This is a genomic window from Bacillus cereus group sp. MYBK15-3, assembly GCF_051916765.1.
In the GTDB taxonomy this organism is placed as follows: domain Bacteria; phylum Bacillota; class Bacilli; order Bacillales; family Bacillaceae_G; genus Bacillus_A; species Bacillus_A cereus.
In genome coordinates this window covers 117,884-141,838 of sequence record NZ_JBQAHG010000008.1, presented here as the reverse complement: position 1 = coordinate 141,838, position 23,955 = coordinate 117,884, and the positions used below count along the sequence as shown (strand labels likewise).

Genomic DNA, 23,955 nt, shown 5'->3' with positions numbered 1-23,955 from the left:
TCATAAAACAATGGGAAAAATAAAAACACCTATTAACAAGAAGAGCACAGATTATTTTGGTTATTATTGTATATGTACGATATAATAGAACTGTAGAATAGTGATAATTTCAAGCTTTCGTAGTTATACCTTATAACATCTAGAATCGACTTCATAAGAAAGTATTTGGGTAGAGCGTTTCAAAAATATGTACAGTAATGCGATTTTGAAAACGGATTCATAATTGTGTTGTACAGTTGGTTGTAAGGAGAGGGGAAACTATGGCAGAACAGACAGTCCGTGTAACCGTCGATGGTAAAGAATTTTCTGCATCAGGTGAAAAGATGATACTACAATTATTTAACGAGAGTAATTTGGAACATCCTCAAATTTGTCATGTACCAGAAGTAGATCCAATTCAAACTTGTGATACGTGTATTGTAGAAGTAAATGGGAAGTTAATGCGTGCTTGTTCAACGAAATTAGAGAACGGTATGCATATCGAAAGACAGTCCCAGCGTGCAAAAGAGGCACAGACTGAGGCAATGGATCGAATATTAGAGAATCATCTACTGTATTGTACCGTTTGTGATAACAATAATGGTAACTGTAAAGTCCACAATACAGTACATATGATGGGAATTGAGGAACAGAAATATCCGTATGAGCCAAAAGTAAGTGCGTGTGAAGTGGATATGTCACATCCGTTTTATCGGTATGATCCAAATCAATGTATTGCTTGTGGGCAGTGTGTAGAAGTATGTCAAAACTTACAAGTGAATGAAACTATATCGATTGATTGGAGCTTAGACCGTCCACGTGTTATATGGGACAATGGTGTAAGTATAAATGACTCATCTTGTGTAAGTTGTGGGCAGTGTGTAACAGTATGTCCATGTAATGCGTTAATGGAAAAAACAATGCTGGGTGAAGCTGGATTCATGACAGGATTGAAACCGGATGTGTTAGATCCGATGATTGATTTTGTAAAGGATGTAGAACCTGGATATAGTAGTATTTTAGCAGTTTCAGAAGTAGAGGCTGCGATGCGTAAGACGAAAGTGAATAAAACAAAAACAGTTTGTACATTTTGTGGTGTAGGTTGTTCATTTGAAGTATGGACGAAAGACCGCCACATTTTGAAAGTACAGCCTGTTTCAGATGCGCCGGTTAACGGTATTTCCACATGTGTAAAAGGCAAATTTGGATGGGATTTTGTAAACAGTGAAGATCGTATTACAAAGCCATTAATTCGCCAAGGAGATATGTTTGTTGAAGCTTCATGGGAAGAGGCTCTTGAAGTTGTTGCATCCAATATGCAGCATATTAAATCAGAATATGGAAGTGATGCATTTGGATTTATTTCTTCTTCGAAAGTAACGAATGAAGAAAATTATCTTATGCAAAAACTAGCCCGTCAAATATATGGAACGAATAATGTAGACAACTGTTCCCGTTATTGTCAATCTCCAGCAACAGACGGTTTATTTAAAACTGTCGGTATGGGCGGGGACGCTGGAACAGTGAAAGATATTGCGGAAGCAGGCCTTGTCATTATCGTTGGAGCAAATCCAACAGAAGGACATCCTGTACTTGCAACGCGTGTAAAACGTGCACATAAATTACATGACCAAAAATTAATTGTGGCAGACCTTCGTAAACATGAAATGGCAGAGCGTGCGGATTTATTCATTCATCCGCGCCAAGGAACTGATTACGTATGGCTCGCTGGTATTACGAAATATATTATTGATCAAGATTGGCACGATAAAAAGTTCATAGCTGAAAATGTGAAGAATTTTGATGAATATAGCAAAATGGTAGAAAAGTATACGCTTGATTATACAGAAGAAATCACGGGGATTTCGAAAGAAAATCTGAAAGAAATGGCTCGTATGGTATATGAAGCAGATGGTACTTGTGTACTTTGGGGAATGGGTGTAACTCAAAATACTGGAGGAAGTACAACTTCAGCAGCAATTTCAAATCTATTGCTTGTTACGGGTAACTATCGTCGTCCTGGTGCAGGAGCATACCCATTACGCGGACATAATAACGTACAAGGCGCTTGTGATATGGCAACATTACCAAACTGGCTTCCAGGTTACCAAGCGGTTTCAGATGATGCGCTCCGTGCGAAATTTGAAAAAGCATACGGTACTACAATTCCGAAAGCACCAGGCTTAAATAATATTGCAATGTTACTTGCGGCAGATGAAGGAAAACTGCGTGGTATGTATGTTATGGGTGAAGAAATGGCTTTAGTAGATTCGAATGCCAACCATGTACAACATATTTTAGCGAATTTAGATTTCCTTGTTGTTCAAGATATGTTCTTATCGAAAACAGCTCGTTTTGCTGATGTTATTTTACCAGCGGCACCAAGCTTAGAAAAAGAAGGAACGTTTACAAATACAGAGCGCCGCATTCAAAGATTATATGAAGTATTGAAGCCGCTTGGTGATTCAAAACCAGACTGGTGGATTTTACAAAAAGTTGCTCGTGCACTAGGTGGGGATTGGAATTATGAAAGTCCAAGTGAAATTATGGACGAAATCGCGTCACTTGCACCGTTATACTCTCAAGCAACGTACGACCGTCTAGAAGGATGGAATAGTTTATGTTGGGGTAGTCATGATGGTAGCGATACACCGCTATTATATGTAGACGGATTTAACTTCCCAGATAAACTCGCTCGTTTATCATTAGATGAATGGGTACCACCAGTTGTAGCACCAGATGAGTATGATTTACTTTTAAATAATGGTCGTATGTTAGAACATTTCCATGAAGGAAATATGACGAATAAATCGGCTGGTATTTTATCTAAAGTATCTGAAGTGTTCGTTGAAATCTCGCCTGAACTTGCCCTAGAGCGCAATGTGAAAGATGGTGGTCTTGTAGAATTAGCATCACCATTTGGGAAAATTAAAGTACAGGCACTTGTTACAGATCGTGTAACGGGGAAAGAGCTATATTTACCGATGCATGCAACGGTAAATGAAGAGGCAATCAATATTTTAACTGGAACGGCGACAGATCTTTATACGTGTACACCAGCGTATAAACAAACGATGGTAAAGATGCGTGTACTACGTGAAAAAGGGAATCGTCCGTTACCATCTTCAAACCCGAGAGATAAAAAGCGTAATCCGCAAAATGGTGTTGAAATCCAGCAAAAATGGCAAAGAAAACAATACGTATCACTTGTGGACTAGGGGGCGGAGATAGTGGCGAAAGAAATTACTGTAATTAAAAAGAAAGTTGTAACAGAGGAAGAACAGAAACAGCAAGTAGCAGATGAACTTCTAAATGAGTTATCTAATAATCGTGAAGCAGTAGAAGAAACGATGCAGCTTTTAGCACAGTTGCAGAAGGCTGGTATATTAGATGCAGCAATTAGTTTACTTGCTGCGAAGGAAGATGTTTCAAAAATCGCTGTGGAGCAATTAAATCGTGAACCAGTTAAAAATGCACTCAACAATATGATGGGGGCAGGAGAAGCGTTATCTTCAGTTGATCCAGAAATAACGAAGCAAATTACGTCAAGTTTAGTTACAGGATTGCAATTTGCAACAGATGAATTAAATAGTGGTAAAAAAACAAAAGTAATGGATTTCTTTAAAGTATTAAAAGATCCAGATATCAATAGAGCTATTACATTCGGTTTTAGCTTTTTGAAAGCATTTGGACAAGGCCTAGAGAAAAAATAGAATAAATGAAAAAGTGATGGGAAGTAGCCATCACTTTTTTCATTATATGTATAAGAGTGTTCATGTTAAGCGGAATATATTATTATTAAAAAGATGGATTAGAACTTGAAATATGGAATCCATCTCAAATACCGTTTTAGAATTTGGAGGAATATATGCAACACCGTAAAAAACTATCTATACCAGGAGTAATGAGACATTCCTTTCAAACAGTTAAATTTGCTTTTTGGAATGTATTAACTTTTCAACTTGCTTATAAATTATTAGCAGCGATTGTGTTTGTTCCACTATTTGGAATCATTTTTAATAAGTTATTGTATTTTGCTGGTTATGCAAATGCGACAAATGATGAATTATTAGCGTTTTTAAAGACGCCTTATGGCATCTTAGCAATCGTAATTTTATCATTGTTAGCACTGTTTCTTATCTTTACAGAATTTGCAGTGCTTATTATTATTTCGTATTTCGCTCATAAAAGACAGAAGGTGAAATTACGTCCGATTTTATATAAAACGGTAACGTATTTACCTACTCTTTTCACATATTGCTTACCAGGATTTATTTTATATGCTGTCGTATTGTTGCCTCTTTTAAATATGGGATATGAAACGGCATTAATCCCGCAAATTCAAATTCCTAACTTTATTACAGGAGAACTGTTTAAGACAACGATGGGACAAGTTGGTTATTACACGTTCTTTGCTGTAGTCGCGTATTTGAATCTTCGATGGATTTTCGTTCTACCCATTGTTGTTTTAGAGCAAAAACCATTTCGCGTGGCAGCACGTAAAAGTGCAACTTTAGTAAAGGAAAGCTTTTTTAAAGTACTATTCTTTTTAGTAGGATTTTTTATTTCAATTGGAATTGTATATGTCGTGTTTTTGGGAATATATTTATTGTGCCTATGGGGTGTTTATGAATTTACAAACCCGAAAGGAACATTTGCATTATTAGCTGAATCAACGATTTCTGTATTTTTAACGAGCACATTGTATTTATTCAGCTTTATCGTGACGCCATTTTATATTATGGCGATTACGCGATTATACTTACAAAAGGTACCGGTTGAGGATGTTTTATTAGAAGAAGGATTAGATTATTCGAAAACGAAAGCAGATAAATGTTTCTTCCAAAAACATCGTTGGAAATTCATTGGCGTATACATTGTAGGAATTATTACTGCCGGAATGGTCGTTGCTTTCATTGTAACGTTTATTTCAAATTCATATAAAGAACCGATTATTATGGCGCACCGCGGGTATATATCAAAAGGTGTAGAAAATACGAAAGAAGCTGTGCAAGGTGCTATTGATGCAAAAGCAGACTACGCTGAAATAGATGTATTACAAACGAAAGACGGTGAACTAGCGGTTATACATGATTTGAAGCTGAAACGTCTCGCAAATGCCAATGTGCATGTGTCAGATTTAACGATGGCTGAGTTAAGGCAGCTTACCCTTAGTCAAGATGGACTTTCAGGACAAATAAGTACACTTGATGAAATCATTAAGCTAGCAAATGGCAAAATCAAACTTAATATAGAAGTGAAGCTTCATGGGGGCGAAAAAGATTTTGTAAACAAAGTCTTAAAAACGATTAAAGATAATGAATTTGAGAAGCAATGTGTAATTCAAACGTTACACTATCCACTTATTAAAGAGTTTAAGCGTGCAAATCCAGATATAAAAGTAGGGTATATATTGTATGCAAGTAGAGCTAACTTAAAGAATGTGAAGGCTGACTTTTACGTAGCAGAAGAATATATGTTAAATAAGAAATTAGTAAAAGAAGCAAGGAAGTTAAACAAACCAATTTACGTATGGACAGTAAATGATATGGAAAATTTAAAGGCATATTATAAGTTGAACGTAGATGGTATCATAACCGATTACCCTGAAGATGCACGTGAAACAATTAAGATGTTAAAAGAGCAAGAAGCGGAAGAAAGTGATCTGTTTGATAAAATTACTGAAACGACAGATGATTTATTTTCTAAGTTATTTATAAGTTACCCAGCTGCTAGCTAAATGCTAGCAGCTATTTTTTTTGAAAAGAATATATCTCTAAAGTATTGAGTAAAATAATAACTGTATATGTATACGTTATCGCTTAGGTTTCTTACAATGTTAAATTATTGTCAAATAATAAAAGGTTACTGTTTATTTTGAAGAGGTATAATAAAAATAGAGTGATAGATAATGAAATGTCACGAAGCCCCCAATAGAATCAATGTTTTATATATTTACACTATTCTAAATATATAAACTTTATAAAAATGGTATGTTAGCGTTTTCATAACTTTTAAGTTATGCTAGAATAAGGACATAAGTTATTAATTATTACAAAAAGAAAAAAGAATCTCTTTTTTCTGTTAATTATAAGGGGGCATTTCATTATGCGTATTGGGGTACCAGCAGAAATTAAAAACAACGAAAACCGTGTGGCAATGACACCAGCAGGTGTTGTACATTTAATTCGTAACAATCACGAAGTATTCATTCAAAAGGGTGCAGGTTTAGGATCTGGTTTCACAGACGCTCAGTATGTGGAAGCGGGAGCAAAAATTGTTGATACAGCTGAAGAAGCTTGGAACATGGAAATGGTTATGAAAGTTAAAGAACCAATTGAAAGCGAATACAAACACTTCAGTGAAGGCTTAATCTTATTCACATACTTACACTTAGCTCCAGAGCCAGAATTAACAAAAGCTTTAATCGAGAAAAAAGTTGTTTCTATTGCATATGAAACAGTACAATTAGAAAATCGTTCATTACCATTACTTGCACCTATGAGTGAAGTAGCTGGTCGTATGGCTGCACAAATTGGTGCACAATTCCTTGAGAAGAACAAAGGCGGTAAAGGTATCTTACTTGCAGGTGTTCCAGGGGTTAAACGTGGTAAAGTAACAATCATCGGTGGTGGACAAGCTGGTACAAATGCTGCTAAAATTGCAGTTGGACTAGGTGCGGATGTAACAATCATCGACTTAAGCGCAGAACGTCTTCGTCAATTAGATGACATTTTCGGAAACCAAGTAAAAACTTTAATGTCTAATCCTTACAATATTGCAGAAGCTGTTAAAGAGTCTGATCTTGTAATCGGTGCAGTATTAATCCCAGGTGCAAAAGCTCCAAAACTTGTAACAGAAGAAATGATTAAATCAATGGAACCAGGTTCTGTTGTTGTAGATATCGCGATTGACCAAGGTGGTATTTTCGAAACAACTGATCGTATTACAACTCATGATAACCCAACTTATGAAAAACACGGCGTTGTTCATTATGCAGTTGCAAACATGCCAGGTGCGGTTCCACGTACATCAACTCTTGCATTAACAAACGTAACAGTACCATATGCAGTACAAATTGCTAACAAAGGCTACAAAGAAGCTTGCCTAGGCAACACTGCATTACTAAAAGGTATTAACACATTAGATGGCTATGTAACATTTGAAGCAGTTGCAGAAGCTCACGGTGTAGAGTACAAAGGTGCTAAAGAATTATTAGAAGCAGAAACAGTATCTTGCTAATAGAAGCATTATACAAAACAAAATCGAACAATATATAAAACAACATGATAAGAGCTAAGAGTGAAGATCTCTTAGCTCTTCTTGGCAAAAGGGGGCATACATCGTGGCCAACCTATTTAAAAAGAAATCCGTTACGCAATTGTTAGGGGAAAGTAAAAGTAAAACTTTGACGAAAACGCTAGGGGCATTTGACCTAACAATGCTAGGGATTGGTGCGATAATTGGTACAGGAGTTCTAGTATTAACTGGATTAGTAGCAGCAAGAGATGCTGGTCCAGCAGTTATTTTTTCATTCATGATTGCAGCCATCGTTTGTGGATTTGCAGCATTATGTTACGCAGAGGTTGCTTCTACACTTCCTGTTTCAGGTAGTGTGTACACATACTCATATGCAACAATTGGCGAGTTTGTAGCTCATTTAATGGGATGGACATTACTATCCGTATATGTTGTAACGACTGCCGCAGTAGCTGGCGGATGGACTGGTTACTTCCATAACTTAGTGAGTGGATTAGGGCTTGAAATTCCAAAAGCACTGCTAACGATTCCGTCTCAAGGTGGTATAGTGAATTTACCAGCAGTTATCGTTACATTAGTTATAACTTGGTTATTATCAAGAGGTACGAAAGAAAGTAAACGAGTGAATAACATAATGGTATTAATTAAAATTGGTATCGTTGTTTTATTCATTGCAGTTGGTGTATTCTACGTGAAACCAGAAAACTGGATACCATTTGCACCGTATGGTTTAAGTGGAGTTTTCGCGGGGGGAGCAGCAGTATTCTTTGCTTTCTTAGGATTTGATGCATTAGCAACTTCTGCTGAAGAAGTAAAAAATCCGCAACGTGATCTACCGATTGGTATTATCGCTTCGTTAGTCATTTGTACAATCATTTATGTTGTAGTTTGTCTCGTTATGACGGGTATGGTTTCATATAAAGAGCTAGATGTACCGGAAGCGATGGCGTATGTGTTAGAAGTTGTAGGACAAGATAAAGTAGCTGGTATAATCGCAATTGGAGCTGTAATTGGTATTATGGCAGTAATTTTTGCTTACATTTATGCAACGACACGTGTATTCTTCGCTATGAGCCGTGACGGTTTATTGCCAGAATCTTTCGCGAAAATTAATAAAAAGACAGAAGCACCAACATTTACAGTTTGGTTAACAGGAATTGGTAGTGCTTTAATTGCTGGATTTATCGATTTGAAAGAATTGTCGAATTTAGCGAATATTGGAGCGTTGTTAACATTTGCGATGGTTGGTGTGTCAGTTATTATTCTTCGTAAAACACATCCAAAATTACAACGTGGATTTATGGTACCACTTGTACCGATCTTGCCGATTATTTCAATTGCATGTTGTCTATTCTTAATGGTAAACCTACCATTAAAAACATGGATGTACTTCGGTGCTTGGTTAGCAATCGGAGTAGTTGTATACTTTGTTTATTCGAAAAAACATAGTCATTTAAAAGACGATGGAAGTTCGCAGGATAATTTAGAACAAGCTAATTAAAGGGATATAAACACAGTAAGCCTTGTGCGTCTAGGGAGCGCGCAAGGCTTTTTCTTTTGTTGAAATAAAGGGAATGTATATTATTTTGTCGAATTTTTCTGTCGGAATATGAAAAAAGGGTGGGAGCGAAATGGAAGAAGCAAAAGTTGTTGTTGGAGCAGAGGGGTATAATAATAACCCTGGTTGGTTACATACGAATGAAGAAGAATTAAATTTATTACGGAGAGAAACTTGGCTTGATAAATTTCAACCTAATTCTTTATCAGTAATTTTAGCAGAACATGTATGGGAGCATTTATCATATGAAGAAGGAATTGAAGCTGCAAAAATTTGTTATGAGTTTTTAATGGAGAATGGATATATTCGTTGTGCAGTACCAGATGCATTTTTTCCAGATGAAGAATATCAGCAAGGGGTACAAGTAGGTGGACCTGGTCCATTAGATCATCCTGCAGCAAGTCATAAAATTGTTCATAGCTATAAAACAATCACGTCCATGTTTGAATCAGCAGGTTTTCAAGTAAGGCTCTTAGAATACTGTGATGAGAATGGTAAGTTTCACTATAATGATTGGAATGAGAAAGATGGATTTATTTATCGTTCGAAACGTTTTGACCATAGAAATCGGGATAATCATTTAGGATTTGTTTCTTTAATTGTGGATGCGGTGAAAAATGAAAAGTAAGTAAAAAGGGGTGTGCGAATTGTGCATCCTTTTTTGTATGAGAATATAGAGAGTGCGGAAAATATGTATACGACTTATTAAAATGTGAACGGAATGTTCATAAAAAAAATTCAGATTTCATTGACACATATGAGTGGGCGCTCATATAATAAGAGTATAAGATATATGAATGATTGTTCATATGTTCAATTAAAGAGGTGAGCTATAATGGCTGGAAATAAAGTAGAAACACCACAAGAGACATGTTCTCAAACGATAATTCATGAAGAAGTTGTAGAGCAAGTAAAACAAACAATTCCAACTGATGAAAGTTTAAGTAAAGTAGCAGAACTATTTAAAGTATTAGGTGACCGTACACGTACGAGAATATTACATGCGCTATTTGAAGCTGAAATGTGCGTTTGTGATTTAGCTTATTTATTAGGAATGACACAATCATCTATTTCGCATCAGCTTCGTGTGTTAAAGCAAGCGAAACTTGTGAAGAATCGTAAAGAAGGAAAGGTTGTTTATTATTCGTTAGCTGACCAGCACGTAATTCATATCTTCGAGCAAGCGTTTGAACACGTAAATGAAGAAGAATAAAAGAACGCGAGGAGGGAGAACGATGGCTGAAGCATTGGTGAAAAAGAAACTGATGTTAGAAGGTTTAGATTGTGCGAACTGTGCAATGAAAATTGAAAAAGGTGTTGGGAATATAGAAGGAGTAAATTCTTGTTCTGTAAACTTCGCAACAAAGACAATGATCTTAGAAACAGCACAAAATAAAGAAAACGAAGTTGTTACGGAAGCAAAACAACTCGTTACAAAATTAGAACCGCATATTAAAGTTCAAGAAGAACAAAAAAATAAAATTGCTAAAGAAGTATTTATATTAGAAGGTTTAGATTGCGCGAACTGTGCAATGAAAATTGAAAATAAAGTGAAGGAAATGCCAGCTGTCTCAGAAGCAACTGTTGATTTCGTATCGAAGAAATTACGAGTAGAAGTTGCGAATAAAAGAGAACTAGAAGCGACTGTAGCAAATATAACAAATGTCGTTCAAAAGTTAGAACCAGATGTGAAAGTTGTTCGTGAAGAGAAGAACGGTCATGACCACGGACATAGTCACGATCATGGTGAAGCAAATGTGAAAAAGATGGTAGGGAGATTAGTGGTCGGCGGAATTTTGACAGCAATTGCTGCATTAGCGGGCTTACCACAAATGGTAACAATTCCGTTATTCGTCCTTGCTTATTTATTAATAGGTGGAGATATCGTTTGGAGAGCGATAAGAAACATAACTCGTGGCCAAGTATTTGATGAAAACTTCTTAATGGCAATTGCAACTGTAGGAGCTTTTGCAATTCAACAATATTCTGAAGCTGTAGCAGTAATGCTATTTTATCAAGTAGGAGAACTATTCCAAAGTATTGCGGTAAACCGCTCCCGAAAATCAATTACTTCATTAATGGATATTCGTCCTGATTATGCGAATGTAAAGGTTGGAAATGAAACGAAGCAAGTATCACCAGAAGATGTACAAATTGGCGATTATATTATCGTTAAGCCAGGTGAGAAAGTGCCGTTAGACGGAAAAGTAATTGAAGGAACATCAATGGTAGATACTTCAGCATTAACAGGTGAATCTGTACCACGTGAAGTAGAAGTTGGAAATGATGTATTAAGTGGCTTTGTGAACCAAAATGGTGTGTTGACAATTGAAGTTACAAAAGAATTCGGTGAATCCACTGTATCGAAAATTTTAGATTTAGTTCAAAATGCAAGCAGTAAAAAAGCACCAACGGAAAACTTTATTACGAAGTTTGCACGTTACTACACTCCAGTTGTAGTTATTACAGCGGCGATCATGGCGTTTATTCCACCACTTATTTTAGAAGGAGCTACATTCTCTGAGTGGATTTATAGAGCTTTAGTGTTCTTAGTAATCTCTTGTCCATGTGCGTTAGTTGTATCCATTCCTCTTGGATTCTTTGGAGGTATTGGCGGTGCATCTAAAAGTGGTGTGTTAGTAAAAGGTAGTAACTATTTAGAAGCTTTAAATGATGTAAAATATATTGTTTTTGACAAAACAGGAACATTAACAAAAGGTGTTTTCAAAGTTACAAAAATGGAACCGAGCGAAGGTACTACAAGTGAAGAGTTATTAGAGTATGCGGCATTTGCTGAAGTATATTCTAACCATCCAATTGCCCAATCTATTCGAAAGGCATATGGAAAATCAATTGATGAAAAAATAATCGATGATTATAACGAAATTTCTGGTCACGGTACAGTCGTAAAAGTACAAGGAAAAGAAATTTTTGCAGGTAATGCAAAATTAATGAGAAAAGAAAATATTGAATTTAAGCAACCAGAAACAGTAGGTACATTAGTTCACGTTGCTGTAGATGGAAGATATGCAGGTTATATTGTTATCTCTGATGAGGTAAAAGAGGATTCGAAACAAGCGATTCAAAAGTTAAAAGAACTAGGTATTAAAAAGACAGTAATGTTAACTGGTGATGCAAAACCAGTTGGTGAAGCTGTCGGTAAAGAATTAGGCTTAGATGAAGTTCATGCGGAATTACTACCACAACAAAAAGTAGAAGAGATTGAAAAAATTGATGCAGCGAAGCACGGAAAAGAAAAAATTGCCTTCGTTGGTGACGGTATTAACGATACACCAGTATTAGCTCGTGCAGACGTTGGTATTGCGATGGGTGGTTTAGGATCAGATGCAGCAATTGAAGCGGCAGACATCGTTATTATGACTGATGAGCCTTCAAAAATTGCGACAGCTGTAAAAATTGCAAAACGTACAAGAAGTATAGTGTGGCAAAATATCATCTTTGCTCTAGGTGTAAAAGGGATCGTTTTATTACTTGGTGCTTTTGGTATTGCAACAATGTGGGAAGCTGTTTTCTCAGATGTTGGTGTGACACTACTTGCAGTGTTAAATGCAATGCGTGTATTAAGAGTGAAAGATTTATAAAAAAGAGGACGCGACCCGCGTCCTTTTTTTATTGGTGATTTTGTTGAAATTGACTCAATAAAATAATACTAAATATTATTTTACTTTTAAATGGCGTAATATTAAAATTTACAAATAAAATACATTCGTCTTATTATTTTAATATATTTTTTACAAATATCCATATAGTATTGAAAAAACAGAGAAGGGGAAACTTCTCTGTTTACTTTTGTATGTTTTTTTCAACTTGTTCTCGAACTGTTTGAATGTAATTCATTTTATGATCCCAGCACTCTTGGCTTAAATCGACAGGGTATTCTTCAGGATTTAAAGTTCGCATATATTCTTCCCAAAATAGAGAGAGACTCTGTTCATTATATTGTTGAATATCTAATATACTTGGTAGTTCATATGTTCTTTCACCGTTAACGAAAATATCTTTATGCAGTTCACGGGCTTCAAAGTTTGTTACGAATTTACTTATATATGTGTGAACTGGATGGAACATTTTTAAGCGCTCTTCTTTTCCAGGTTCTTCAGAATCTAACGCAATATAATCGCCTTCTGCATGATCGTTTACCCGATTGATAATACGATAAATTCGTTTCAGTCCTGGAGTGGTAATTTTTTCAGGATTAGATGAAATTTTAATCGTATCATTTAATTTTCCGTCAGTATCTTCAATCGCAACTAGTTTGTAAACAGCCCCCAATGCAGGTTGCTCAAAGGACGTAATTAATTTTGTCCCAACGCCCCATACGTCAATTTTTGCTCCTTGAGATTTAAGGTGCATAATTGTGTATTCATCTAAATCGCTAGAAGCGATAATTTTGGTATTTGTAAACCCTGCTTCATCTAATAGTTTTCGTGCCTTTTTCGATAAATAAGCCATATCACCACTATCAAGACGTATGCCATAGAAATCAATACGATCCCCAAATTCTTTTGCAACACGAATCGCATTTGGAACACCAGATTTCAATGTGTCATATGTATCAACGAGAAAGACGCACTTTTTATGAGTTTCAGCGTATTTTTTAAACGCGACGTATTCATCGCGATATGCTTGAACGAAAGAGTGAGCGTGTGTGCCAGCTACAGGAATCCCAAAGCGTTTCCCAGCACGAACGTTGCTTGTAGAGGAGAACCCACCAATAAAGGCAGCACGCGTCCCCCAAAGGGCAGCATCGAACTCATGGGCACGTCTTGTGCCGAACTCTAAAAGCTCATCATTACTTGCAGCATGTTTCATACGTGCTGCTTTTGTGGCAATTAATGTTTGGTAATTCACAATATTTAAGAGGGCAGTCTCAATAATTTGTGCTTCACCAAGTGGTGCATCAACACGTAATAAAGGCTCGTTATTAAATACAACTTCACCTTCTTGCATACTGCGAATGGTCCCAGTGAATTTCATATTTTGTAAATAATGAAGGAATTCTTCTTCAAATTGTAATTCTGCTAAATAAGCGATATCGCTTTCAGTAAAACTGAAATTTTCTATGTACTCTACAATTTTCTCAAGGCCAGCAAAAACAGCGTAGCCGTTCTCAAATGGAAGCTTTCGAAAATATAAATCAAAAACAGAACGGCGATTATGAATACCATCTTTCCAATATGTATAAGCCATGTTGATTTGATATAGGTCTGTATGTAAGGCATAACTATCGTCTTTATAATGAGTCATCGCGAGAACACCTCCATAATTTGGTTATAGTATACCAATTTTTCACCATTCGTAGCAAAGAAGAGATATTGATGTGAAGTCAAGAGAGAAAAAAATGAAATTATGCATATTTTTTAGAAAATTTATATTTATCAATTTATATTTCTCCAGATTTTATGTATTATTAGAGTAATGGGGGTAATGAGAATGGAGGAGGACAATGCAACAAACATTAGAAAAAATAGGCAAACAAGTCTTTTATAAACGGCTACAGCAAAAAATGACACAAGAAGAATTATGTCAGGGCATTTGTTCTGTCTCATACTTAAGTAAGATTGAAAATGGAAAGATTGAAGCATCAGAAGAAATTCTACAATTGCTCTGCGCAAGATTAGAAATTGCCGTGACGGATTTGAGGGATGTAGAAGAAGATGTGAAGGGGAAGCTGGATGAATGGTTGAATGCACTAGTTCATTTAGACAAGCAACAAGTAGAACGTATATATGAAGAGTTGCAAGGTGAAATGAAGCATGTGTTGGATTTTGAAATTATAAATTATTATAAACTGCTGTATACACGTTATTTAATTATGAAAAGGGATTTTCCTGCTGTCGAAAAAGAGTTAGAGAGCTTAAAGAAGATGTACAAAAAGTATTCACCATTCCAAAAATTATTATATACGTATAGCAAAGGGTTATATTATTTTTTACAACATAGATATAAGAAGGCATTGGAGTATTTGACTCGAACAGAAGTAATGGCAAAGGAACAAGGTTATCATGAGAATGGAATATATTTCAATTTAGCTCTTGTTTATAATGAATTAGAAGTTGAACATATGACTTTACATTTTGCTAATGTAGCAATGGAAGGATTTAAGAATGAATATAAATTCCGTTATGTGATAAATTGCCAGTTACTTATTGCGTTGAGTTATATACAAAAAAAGCAATATAATGAAGCACTATCTATTTATAATAATATTTTGAGGGAAGCAAATTCTTTTGCTGATAAAGAAAGTATAACAGCTATTGCTTTAAATAATTTAGGCTTCTTGTACTATAACTTAAAAGATTATGCAAAAGCAAAAGATTATTATTTACAATGCCTAAAGTACAAAAAGGAAGAGGATTTAAATTATATTGATGCAGTGTATGAGATCGCTTTGCAGTGTATTGAATTAAAAGAATTTGAAGAAGCGAAAGATTGGATTAATAAAGGGATAGATGTTGCCAAGAGGGATGAAAAGTATAAAAGTATGCTATATATACTTTCAATGCTTAAGAATAAATACTTTGAAACGAAAGATGTTTATAAAAGATTTTTAGAAGTTGAGGCAATCCCATTTTTTAGAGGCGAAGAAAATAAAAAGGAATTAAAAATGGTGTATTTAGAACTAGCAGGATATCACGAGGAATTACTAGAATTTAAGGAAAGTAATAACTACTATAAATTAGCAATTAATTTATTAGAAGAAAAGGGAGGAAAATAATATGAAAAAAATAATTATTGGTGCTTTGGCTTTGGTAGCTGTATTAGTGGTATTGGAACCGCAATATGCTTGGACATCGGATATTTATGGTCAAGGAGAAAAAGTAGTAGAATTAATAAATTCTTAACAGAAACCCCTTTCCAACAGGAAAGGGGTTTTTCAATATTTGTTCCTCAAAATTCTACAAAACTTGAGAAAAAAATTATTTGAATTTTTAGTATATTAATAGTGGAAACATAATGCTAATATGAAACTACTCTTTTTCAAAAAAAATTTTTATTAGGGGGAAGGTTCATGAAAAAGAAAAGTTTAGCATTAGTGTTAGCGACAGGAATGGCAGTTACAACGTTTGGAGGGACAGGCTCTGCATTTGCGGATTCTAAAAATGTGCTCTCTACGAAGAAGTACAATGAGACGGTGCAGTCACCTGAGTTTATTTCTGGTGATCTAACTGAAGCAACTGGCAAGAAAGCAGAATCTGTTGTGTTTGATTACTTAAACGCAGCAAAAGGTGATTACAAGCTAGGGGAAAAGAGTGCACAAGATTCTTTCAAAGTGAAACAAGTGAAGAAAGATGCTGTAACTGATTCAACAGTAGTACGTATGCAACAAGTTTACGAAGGAGTGCCTGTATGGGGTTCTACTCAAGTAGCTCACGTAAGTAAAGACGGTTCTTTAAAAGTATTGTCTGGAACAGTTGCACCTGATTTAGACAAAAAGGAAAAGTTGAAAAATAAAAATAAGATTGAAGGCGCAAAAGCAATTGAAATCGCGCAGCAAGATTTAGGGGTAACACCGAAATATGAAGTAGAACCAAAAGCGGACTTATATGTATATCAAAACGGTGAGGAAACAACATATGCATATGTTGTAAATCTAAACTTCTTAGATCCAAGCCCAGGAAACTACTACTATTTCATTGAGGCAGACAGCGGTAAAGTATTAAATAAGTTTAATACAATTGATCATGTGACGAATGATGATAAGTCACCAGTTAAGCAAGAGGCTCCTAAACAGGATGCGAAAGCTGTTGTAAAGCCTGTAACAGGAACGAATAAAGTAGGAACTGGTAAAGGTGTATTAGGAGATACGAAGTCGCTTAATACAACGTTATCTGGATCATCTTACTACTTACAAGATAATACACGCGGGGCAACGATTTTCACATATGATGCGAAAAACCGTTCAACATTACCAGGAACATTATGGGCAGATGCAGATAATGTTTTCAATGCAGCGTATGATGCAGCAGCAGTAGATGCTCATTACTATGCAGGTAAAACATATGATTACTATAAAGCTACGTTTAATAGAAATTCTATTAATGATGCAGGAGCACCGTTAAAATCGACAGTTCATTACGGAAGTAATTATAACAATGCATTCTGGAACGGATCACAGATGGTATACGGAGATGGTGATGGTGTAACGTTTACTTCATTATCTGGTGGAATTGATGTAATTGGTCACGAGTTAACGCATGCTGTTACGGAAAATAGTTCAAATCTAATTTATCAAAATGAATCTGGGGCTTTAAATGAAGCGATTTCTGATATCTTTGGTACTTTAGTAGAATTCTATGATAACCGTAACCCGGATTGGGAGATTGGTGAAGATATTTACACACCTGGTAAAGCAGGAGACGCACTTCGCTCTATGAGTGATCCTACGAAGTATGGTGATCCAGACCATTATTCTAAGCGTTACACTGGTTCAAGTGATAACGGTGGTGTTCATACAAACAGCGGTATTATTAATAAACAAGCTTATTTATTAGCAAATGGTGGTACGCATTATGGTGTAACTGTAACTGGTATCGGTAAAGATAAATTAGGTGCGATTTACTACCGTGCAAATACACAGTATTTCACGCAATCTACTACATTTAGTCAAGCTCGTGCTGGTGCAGTACAAGCTGCTGCAGACTTATATGGTGCAAATTCTGCTGAAGTAGCAGCAGTTAAGCAATCATTTAGTGCTGTTGGTGTAAACTAAGGCTTTAAGGAAGAGCTAGTAATAAAATACCTCAAAAATAAAGAAGGAGCATAGGCTCCTTCTTTATTTTTTTCTCCATTTTTTCCACAAATAAAACAATCCAATAACGCCTGCGATTGTTACAACCCACTTCGCTTCATTTGTTCCGTTCATGACTTGGTATGCCGAATATACTTCAATCAATAAGGCTGGTATTTTACCTATTGTACTGGCAATACTGAAGGAGAGTAATGACATTTTCCCTAGAGCTGCAAATAAAGTCACGATACTTGATGGGATGAAAGGTATCAATCGAAACGATAGAACGAGTAGAAAGGCCTCTCTACCTTCTACATAAAGAAGACGCTCTACCTTTGGGTACTTATTTACTTTATCGTGAGTGAACTTTTGAAGGCCCAGGCGGTAAATATAAAACGAGATAATAGCCCCTAAGGCCTCACCTGCGATCGAAATGATTGTGCCATTTGTTACACCGAAGAGCTGTATATTAATGGCGGTTAAAAAGATGCTAGGAATAACACCTAAAAGACTAATGATGATGTTAATTAAGATACTAAGTGGAATTGCGATTGAATAGTATTCTATTAAGAAATTTTGAATCGTTTCAGCCATTGTTTAAAATCCTTTATCTTTTTTTGCATTACACCATATTTCGATTGTATAGGCAAGGGGAAATTTACATAATGTAGAAAAACGTTGATAAGAAGGGATCCTGATACCTTATATAGGTATTAGGTATATAAAAATAGGGGTATTTTAAATCGTTTTGAAAAATAGTATAAAACCCTTTTTATAAAAGGGTTTTATAATTATATTATTGGTGATTTTATTCGGGAAATAATTATAAAATATAGGGGGTATATATTATAAAAGGCGAAAAATAGAGGGTTGATGAAATTGCGCGGGTAAATATGGAAAAATAGATGAAAAAAATGAAAACTGATAGATTTTTTCGTTGTGAAATTGACTTTTAGTGAAGTTGCGATAATAATCATGGAAGAGGTGATATGATGAAACGAATAAGTAGTCTTTTCTTCAGTAGTTTATTGGCATTAATGCTGATCTTAAGTGGATGTGCAGGAAAAGAACAAAAAACAGAGAAACAGACAGGTAATCAAGCTACATCGGTAGAAAAAATTAGTGATAATATTTTAGATGAAATGGAAGGACCACCTAAAAATGGTCATACGATTGAAAGACATGTAGGCAAGTCAGAAGAGGATTTGAAGAATCGCTTGAAGACAGATAAAGTGTCAGCCGCAAGTACATACTATGATAAAGAAACAGCGACGAAAGCTGTAAAAGATAGCTTGAAGCAACATGACAAGGAAATTCAAGATTGGTTAAAAAATTCTAAAGAGGCTCGTCTCGTAATAAATACAACTCATTCATTCCCTGTTGGAAAAACGGTAATAAAGAAAAATATGAGTGTAAAAGACAAATTGGTAAAAACTGTTACTGTTTTAGCAAGAGATAAGTCAGGGGAATTAGGGTTTAAGATTATTACTTCTTATCCATCTGATAAATAAGAAGGGGGAGTACATTATGTATACGACATTACAATACTTTCTTAAATCGTACTGTACGTTAAGTATTCATGAGGATGAAATAGTAAGCGTGATGGAAGAGTTTATTGAACAAGAAGACGAAGAAATTGTTTTGAAATTACGTGATGAATTAATAAATATGAAGAAAAAGAACGCGTGGGAAGAGGCGTGTGTATTAGCTGCGAAGCAAGGAAACCGTATGTGGTCTTTAGAAGAAACGAAAGATCATCTTGAAACTTTTTTACTATTACTGCAAAAGAAAAAGGCGTGATTTACTCACGCCTTTTTCTTTATGCTATTTGGTTGATATTATCTATTCTTTTGGAGCGCTTTTATATACGCTTTTTGAAATTTGTCCATTTGATATTACTTCCCCGTTTTGTGTTACTTTTTTATACGTAACCGCTGTGATTTTATCACTAGTCCTACTAATTACTTGAGAAGAAACTTCAACATTTTTACCAGTATTTGTACCGAAAATGCGTGTAGTAATACTACCTCCATTTGAAAATGCTTGAATATAAATATGATTGCCTGTATTATTTTTAAATTTTAAATCTGGACCATAATCTGCTACTGCTGCATCTTGCCCAAGTGGTAAATAATTTACTGGCATAGAATGATTGCTTCGAGAAACAATTCCTAAATCAGCCCTTAAAGCTGCGCTGTATAAAGTACTACTGACTTGGCAAACTCCTCCGCCTGCACTTTGTATTACTTTACCTTGTGAATATACTGCTGCAGATTTGTAACCATGTGCAGCATCAGTTACGCCAACGCGGCCGTTAAAACTAAATGTTTCATCAGGTGCGACAATAACCCCACTTAAAGTATTAGCTGACTTATTTACGTTAAATGATTGATTTCCGTTACGGCCAGCCATTGGAGTAGAATATTCAGCAATGACTTCTTTAATACCCATTTTCTGTATATCTTCTGTAGAGCGTTCTGGTTTTATGAATGTAACTGGTAATGTAACATCTGATTTACCAGTAGTAATAGCTTCGTTTGTTAAACTGTTTAGTTTTCCTTTATCAATTTTTTCTCCGTTTTGGCTTTGACTAACATTTACTGTTGAGCCTTCAATGCTTAATTCTGCATTAACAGGATTTTTTAATGTTTCATTATATTTATCTTTTATAAAGGTTTCGTAAGCTGTTGCATTTAATTGTGGTGTTAATTTATAGTCACGTTTTAATTCACCGTTTTCAGCTTGCTTACGCATTTTGTAACGATTCATTACGTTTCCTTCTTGTTCTTTAAAGATTTTGTCAATAATATCTTTCTCTTTATAATTTACTCCTAAATCTTTCCATGTGTAAGTTTGTTTATCGTTTTGGAATATGTAGGTAAGGGATTTTTGATCTAATTCAGTTACCCTTTGATTAATAATTGCTTGAATATCTTTCTTATTTTTTCCATCGAGAGAAATACCTTCAAATGTAGTATTTGGTAATGCAGTAGTATCTAATTGATTATTTAATTTGGATACATATTGATATCCCCCAACACCGCCTACACAAAGTAATATGCCCCCAGCAATTGCAGAACCAATCAGTATTTTACTTAGCTTCATTTATTTCCCCCCAGAAATTTATGTATAAATATATGTATTACATTTTTTGTATAAAAATGATGAAAATAACATTATGTACGTACTAGTATACTATTATTTTCACTGCGTGTGTAATGTTTTCATAAAAAATGTTACATTTCTGTAATAATTGTCACTTCTTGTCACAATGTGTATGAAAAATATGTTGAAAAATATAATAAAAAGGCTGTCTAGAAAGATCTAGCAGCCTTTTTATTATAATTTTTTATGTTCATTTTTATTCGTAACACCGAGATGTTTTTGAAGGGTAGTTGAAATAGTATCGACGCTTTTTTCATTTGGCACGTAATAATAAATACCACCTATATATTTATCTGTACCTTCTACTTGCATTTTTTCCATCTTTAAATTTGAATCCATTGAATTTTTTGTAATTGTCATCATATCATCAAAAGTTAAATTGGTTTTTAAGTCTTTATCGACAGCGTCTAGTAGGCCACCGATTTTATTAATGGAATTAAGAGAGAGTGCCTTTTCAGCAATGGCCTCTAATACAAGCTGTTGTCGTTGGCCACGCATATAATCACTATCGATGTGACGAGTTCTAGCTAGTGCCAGTGCCTCTTCTCCATTTAAATGTTGACGTCCTTTTTTTAGATGAATTGCATCTGCTTCATCTTTACTATTTTGCTCTGTGAATTCAACTGGAACGTCCACAGTAATGCCACCAAGAGAATCAACAATTTTAATAAAGGATTTAAAATTGAATTTTACATAATAATCAACTGGAACATCTAAAAAGTTCTCTACCGTATCAATTGTGCTGTCTACACCACCGAATACGTGCGCATGTGTGATTTTATCGTATTTATCACGTGATTTAATGTAGACGCGTGAGTCACGTGGAATGCTTACAAGTTTAACTGATTTATCGTTTTTATTAATTGTTGCAAGTAATAACGCATCTGTTCGAGTTGCTTTTCCATAACCTTTTTCCCTAATATCACTTTCATCAACACCCATAATTAGTACGGAAATATTGTCGGTCATAGGTTTAACAGCTTTTTCACGTTTACTGGACTTATCTCCTCGACCTAGTTCAGCATAAGCATTATTTAAGACGGACTTTGCTTTACTGTATATATGGAAGGAATAGCCTCCTGCTCCAAGTGCTACAATTAGTAATGGAATAAGAAGGAACCAAAGTAGGCGTTTTTTCTTTGAGCGTCCTTTTTTGGCTCGCGTATCGTTGTTCGTGTCGGATTTCATCATTTTTTCTCCTTTAAAACTATCAAAGTGTATACATTTAGAAGTGTATTCAAACACATAAAAAATATTTTACGCTAAATAAAAGCGATTGTACATGTATAAAAAATAGATGTCTTGATTATTTATCCGGTATTAACGAGCAGTAAAACGCCCACCTCAAAGTCCAGTGAATACAATGAAGTTAGGTGGGAGATAACTGCCCGTAAATACCCGATTGATGAAGGCTAATAATCAGAGTGGGGATAGCCCCACTCTGATTAAAGTTTCACTTTATAAGACACCTATTCGTTATTGTATACAAAAGATAGGGATAAGAAAATGATAAAATTTTACCTAATTACAACATAATGCTTACGATAATTGCAGATAAAATACTAACGAGAGTAGCTCCATATAGTAATTTAAGGCCAAACCTCGCAACAACGTTTCCTTGTTCTTCGTTTAGTCCTTTTACCGCACCTGAAATAATACCAATGGAAGAAAAATTGGCAAAAGATACAAGGAAAACAGAAATAATACCAACTGTACGGGGAGAAAGGCTATTAGAAATTTTACTAAGGTCCATCATTGCGACAAATTCATTCGTTACAAGCTTCGTTGCCATAATGCTACCAGCTGCTACAATTTCAGAGCTTGGTACACCGATAAGGAATGCGATAGGTGCAAATACGTAGCCAATTAATTGTTGGAACGTAATACCGAATATAATGAGGAACAAGTCATTAATACAACTAATTAATGCGACAAATCCGATGAGCATAGCGCCGACAACAATGGCTACACGAAAACCATCAAGAATATATTCTCCAAGCATTTCAAAAAAGCTTTGTTTTTCACCTTTGATTTCTAAAATATCTTCGTCATCTTTAACGTCGTAAGGGTTAATGATGAGTACGATAATAAAACCGCTAAATAAATTGAGAACGAGTGCAGTTACTACATACTTAGGTTCAATCATTGTCATATAGGCACCTACGATAGACATAGATACGGTTGACATAGCGGAGGCACAAAGTGTATAAAGACGGTGTTTTGGAATTTGAGCTAATTGCTTTTTCACTGTAATAAAAACTTCTGATTGGCCGACAATGGCAGAAGCGATAGCGTTGTAAGATTCTAATTTCCCAAGACCATTTATTTTACTAAGAAAGTACCCGATCCAACGAATGAAAAATGGTAGTATTTTGAAATGTTGTAATATACCAATTAAAACAGAAATAAAGACGATTGGTAATAATACAGTAAGGAAAAATGGCATTTCACCTTTATTTGCAAGACCACCAAATACGAAATTTATTCCATTAGCAGCATACTCGAGTAGCTTTGTAAACAAACTGGAAATGATTCTAATAAGTATGAGGCCGATTTCTGTATTTAATAGTAAATAGGTTAAAATTAACTGTATAATAAGCATGATAAAAATTGGTTTAAATTTAATATGCTTCTTATTATTGCTAGCAATATAAGCGAGCAAGAAAACAACAATTAATCCGACGAAAAAAGTAATGAATTTCATGGTAAGCCCCCTAAAAGAGATATTCTGCTATATATGTTTTTCATTTCAAGGGAGAATATGCATCTTTGGTAAAGAAAGGAATAGAGAGAGTATGAATATATGTAGAGTGCATCACGTTGCAATTATTTGTTCGAATTATGAGACGTCAAAGTATTTTTATACTAGAATATTAGGGTTTAAAAAAATGAATGAAGTATATAGAAAGGGACGAGATTCTTATAAATTAGATTTATGTGTAGGAGAAGAGTATCAAATCGAATTATTTTCATTTCCAAATCCGCCTGAGCGCAAAAGTTTTCCAGAAGCAGCCGGTCTTAGACATTTAGCATTTGCTGTTACAAATATAGAAGAAGCTGTGAAGCATTTAAATCAATGTGGTGTTGAGATCGAACCGATCCGTATTGATGAAATAACGGGGAAGAAATTCGTCTTTTTCCAAGACCCTGATGGTTTACCTTTAGAATTGTATGAGGTTTGAAAATTGGTGGATTTTATATAGAGTTGCTTTCCAATAATTGAAGAAACTAAAGTGAAACT

At 35.1% G+C, this 23,955-nt stretch carries 19 protein-coding genes; 14 read left to right on the top strand and 5 right to left on the bottom strand.

Annotated elements, in window-relative coordinates:
- The first annotated feature begins 260 nt into the window (after nucleotides 1-260).
- The 8 genes from fdhF to ACTFR8_RS26270 all read left to right on the top strand — a co-directional run bounded on the left by fdhF (nucleotide 261) and on the right by ACTFR8_RS26270 (nucleotide 12,399).
- Nucleotides 261-3,197 carry a formate dehydrogenase subunit alpha gene (gene fdhF / locus ACTFR8_RS26305; RefSeq protein WP_000840638.1) on the top strand — a complete coding sequence of 979 codons (2,937 nt, stop codon included), beginning with the start codon at nucleotides 261-263 and terminating at the stop codon, nucleotides 3,195-3,197.
- A 12-nt stretch (nucleotides 3,198-3,209) separates the two neighbouring features.
- Entirely contained in the window at nucleotides 3,210-3,692 is a 483-nt protein-coding gene (locus ACTFR8_RS26300; protein WP_001040540.1) for a DUF1641 domain-containing protein, read from the top strand.
- Between the two features lie 155 nt (nucleotides 3,693-3,847).
- On the top strand, nucleotides 3,848-5,719 hold the full coding sequence (locus ACTFR8_RS26295; protein ID WP_001164705.1) for a glycerophosphodiester phosphodiesterase: 1,872 nt from the start codon (nucleotides 3,848-3,850) through the stop codon (nucleotides 5,717-5,719).
- A 368-nt stretch (nucleotides 5,720-6,087) separates the two neighbouring features.
- Nucleotides 6,088-7,221 (top strand): alanine dehydrogenase, encoded by a 1,134-nt coding sequence (ald, locus tag ACTFR8_RS26290; RefSeq protein WP_001219744.1) that lies wholly within the window; start codon nucleotides 6,088-6,090, stop codon nucleotides 7,219-7,221.
- A 103-nt stretch (nucleotides 7,222-7,324) separates the two neighbouring features.
- Nucleotides 7,325-8,740 (top strand): amino acid permease, encoded by a 1,416-nt coding sequence (locus tag ACTFR8_RS26285; protein ID WP_001284887.1) that lies wholly within the window; start codon nucleotides 7,325-7,327, stop codon nucleotides 8,738-8,740.
- Nucleotides 8,741-8,870: 130 nt separating this feature from the next.
- A complete protein-coding gene (locus ACTFR8_RS26280) occupies nucleotides 8,871-9,425 on the top strand; it encodes a class I SAM-dependent methyltransferase (RefSeq protein WP_000390572.1) in 555 nt (184 codons plus the stop codon).
- 207 nt (nucleotides 9,426-9,632) lie between these two features.
- Nucleotides 9,633-10,010, top strand: coding sequence for an ArsR/SmtB family transcription factor (locus ACTFR8_RS26275; protein ID WP_000918378.1), 378 nt, complete (start codon nucleotides 9,633-9,635; stop codon nucleotides 10,008-10,010).
- A 22-nt stretch (nucleotides 10,011-10,032) separates the two neighbouring features.
- A complete protein-coding gene (locus ACTFR8_RS26270) occupies nucleotides 10,033-12,399 on the top strand; it encodes a heavy metal translocating P-type ATPase (RefSeq protein WP_000796560.1) in 2,367 nt (788 codons plus the stop codon).
- A gap of 202 nt (nucleotides 12,400-12,601) precedes the next feature.
- Here the strand turns inward: ACTFR8_RS26270 and ACTFR8_RS26265 are convergent, their stop codons facing one another.
- Nucleotides 12,602-14,065, bottom strand: a complete 1,464-nt coding sequence (locus tag ACTFR8_RS26265) for a nicotinate phosphoribosyltransferase (protein ID WP_000150187.1) — start codon at nucleotides 14,063-14,065, stop codon at nucleotides 12,602-12,604.
- A 199-nt stretch (nucleotides 14,066-14,264) separates the two neighbouring features.
- Between ACTFR8_RS26265 and ACTFR8_RS26260 the strand changes: the two genes are divergently transcribed.
- The 3 genes from ACTFR8_RS26260 (at nucleotide 14,265) to ACTFR8_RS26250 (ending at nucleotide 17,531) form a co-directional block, all read left to right on the top strand.
- Nucleotides 14,265-15,536 carry a helix-turn-helix domain-containing protein gene (locus tag ACTFR8_RS26260; protein ID WP_001187937.1) on the top strand — a complete coding sequence of 424 codons (1,272 nt, stop codon included), beginning with the start codon at nucleotides 14,265-14,267 and terminating at the stop codon, nucleotides 15,534-15,536.
- Between the two features lies 1 nt (nucleotide 15,537).
- The gene (locus ACTFR8_RS26255) at nucleotides 15,538-15,663 is read left to right on the top strand and encodes an NprX family peptide pheromone (protein ID WP_000720172.1); all 126 of its coding nucleotides are present in this window, start codon (nucleotides 15,538-15,540) and stop codon (nucleotides 15,661-15,663) included.
- A 167-nt stretch (nucleotides 15,664-15,830) separates the two neighbouring features.
- Complete coding sequence (locus ACTFR8_RS26250) at nucleotides 15,831-17,531, top strand: M4 family metallopeptidase (RefSeq protein ID WP_000730369.1); 1,701 nt, start codon at nucleotides 15,831-15,833, stop codon at nucleotides 17,529-17,531.
- 63 nt (nucleotides 17,532-17,594) lie between these two features.
- Here ACTFR8_RS26250 and ACTFR8_RS26245 read toward each other — a convergent pair whose 3' ends face one another.
- Nucleotides 17,595-18,143, bottom strand: coding sequence for a TVP38/TMEM64 family protein (locus tag ACTFR8_RS26245; protein WP_000852189.1), 549 nt, complete (start codon nucleotides 18,141-18,143; stop codon nucleotides 17,595-17,597).
- Between the two features lie 398 nt (nucleotides 18,144-18,541).
- Here ACTFR8_RS26245 and ACTFR8_RS26240 point away from each other — a divergent pair, with 398 nt between their 5' ends.
- A complete protein-coding gene (locus tag ACTFR8_RS26240) occupies nucleotides 18,542-19,060 on the top strand; it encodes an RNase A-like domain-containing lipoprotein (protein ID WP_252209783.1) in 519 nt (172 codons plus the stop codon).
- A gap of 16 nt (nucleotides 19,061-19,076) precedes the next feature.
- A complete protein-coding gene (locus tag ACTFR8_RS26235) occupies nucleotides 19,077-19,349 on the top strand; it encodes a hypothetical protein (RefSeq protein WP_000288803.1) in 273 nt (90 codons plus the stop codon).
- A gap of 42 nt (nucleotides 19,350-19,391) precedes the next feature.
- On the opposite strand, the gene ACTFR8_RS26230 is transcribed toward ACTFR8_RS26235, so the two are convergent.
- From ACTFR8_RS26230 to ACTFR8_RS26220, 3 genes are all read right to left on the bottom strand, one after another.
- Nucleotides 19,392-20,654, bottom strand: a complete 1,263-nt coding sequence (locus ACTFR8_RS26230) for a VanW family protein (RefSeq protein WP_000777362.1) — start codon at nucleotides 20,652-20,654, stop codon at nucleotides 19,392-19,394.
- 234 nt (nucleotides 20,655-20,888) lie between these two features.
- Nucleotides 20,889-21,905, bottom strand: a complete 1,017-nt coding sequence (locus ACTFR8_RS26225; RefSeq protein WP_252209784.1) for an LCP family protein — start codon at nucleotides 21,903-21,905, stop codon at nucleotides 20,889-20,891.
- A 334-nt stretch (nucleotides 21,906-22,239) separates the two neighbouring features.
- Entirely contained in the window at nucleotides 22,240-23,418 is a 1,179-nt protein-coding gene (locus tag ACTFR8_RS26220; protein WP_000668870.1) for a NupC/NupG family nucleoside CNT transporter, read from the bottom strand.
- 91 nt (nucleotides 23,419-23,509) lie between these two features.
- Here ACTFR8_RS26220 and gloA2 point away from each other — a divergent pair, with 91 nt between their 5' ends.
- Nucleotides 23,510-23,896 carry an SMU1112c/YaeR family gloxylase I-like metalloprotein gene (gloA2, locus tag ACTFR8_RS26215; RefSeq protein WP_252209785.1) on the top strand — a complete coding sequence of 129 codons (387 nt, stop codon included), beginning with the start codon at nucleotides 23,510-23,512 and terminating at the stop codon, nucleotides 23,894-23,896.
- The last annotated feature ends 59 nt before the right edge of the window (nucleotides 23,897-23,955 follow it).

Coding starts and splice junctions, on each gene's coding strand:
- ACTFR8_RS26220 (WP_000668870.1), bottom strand. CDS start 23,418: ATGAAATTCATTACTTTTTTCGTCGGATTAATTGTTGTTTTCTTGCTC.
- ACTFR8_RS26280 (WP_000390572.1), top strand. CDS start 8,871: ATGGAAGAAGCAAAAGTTGTTGTTGGAGCAGAGGGGTATAATAATAAC.
- ACTFR8_RS26255 (WP_000720172.1), top strand. CDS start 15,538: ATGAAAAAAATAATTATTGGTGCTTTGGCTTTGGTAGCTGTATTAGTG.
- ACTFR8_RS26275 (WP_000918378.1), top strand. CDS start 9,633: ATGGCTGGAAATAAAGTAGAAACACCACAAGAGACATGTTCTCAAACG.
- ACTFR8_RS26240 (WP_252209783.1), top strand. CDS start 18,542: ATGAAACGAATAAGTAGTCTTTTCTTCAGTAGTTTATTGGCATTAATG.
- gloA2 (WP_252209785.1), top strand. CDS start 23,510: ATGAATATATGTAGAGTGCATCACGTTGCAATTATTTGTTCGAATTAT.
- ACTFR8_RS26295 (WP_001164705.1), top strand. CDS start 3,848: ATGCAACACCGTAAAAAACTATCTATACCAGGAGTAATGAGACATTCC.
- ACTFR8_RS26235 (WP_000288803.1), top strand. CDS start 19,077: ATGTATACGACATTACAATACTTTCTTAAATCGTACTGTACGTTAAGT.
- ACTFR8_RS26270 (WP_000796560.1), top strand. CDS start 10,033: ATGGCTGAAGCATTGGTGAAAAAGAAACTGATGTTAGAAGGTTTAGAT.
- ald (WP_001219744.1), top strand. CDS start 6,088: ATGCGTATTGGGGTACCAGCAGAAATTAAAAACAACGAAAACCGTGTG.
- ACTFR8_RS26250 (WP_000730369.1), top strand. CDS start 15,831: ATGAAAAAGAAAAGTTTAGCATTAGTGTTAGCGACAGGAATGGCAGTT.
- ACTFR8_RS26230 (WP_000777362.1), bottom strand. CDS start 20,654: ATGAAGCTAAGTAAAATACTGATTGGTTCTGCAATTGCTGGGGGCATA.
- ACTFR8_RS26225 (WP_252209784.1), bottom strand. CDS start 21,905: ATGATGAAATCCGACACGAACAACGATACGCGAGCCAAAAAAGGACGC.
- fdhF (WP_000840638.1), top strand. CDS start 261: ATGGCAGAACAGACAGTCCGTGTAACCGTCGATGGTAAAGAATTTTCT.
- ACTFR8_RS26265 (WP_000150187.1), bottom strand. CDS start 14,065: ATGACTCATTATAAAGACGATAGTTATGCCTTACATACAGACCTATAT.
- ACTFR8_RS26245 (WP_000852189.1), bottom strand. CDS start 18,143: ATGGCTGAAACGATTCAAAATTTCTTAATAGAATACTATTCAATCGCA.
- ACTFR8_RS26260 (WP_001187937.1), top strand. CDS start 14,265: ATGCAACAAACATTAGAAAAAATAGGCAAACAAGTCTTTTATAAACGG.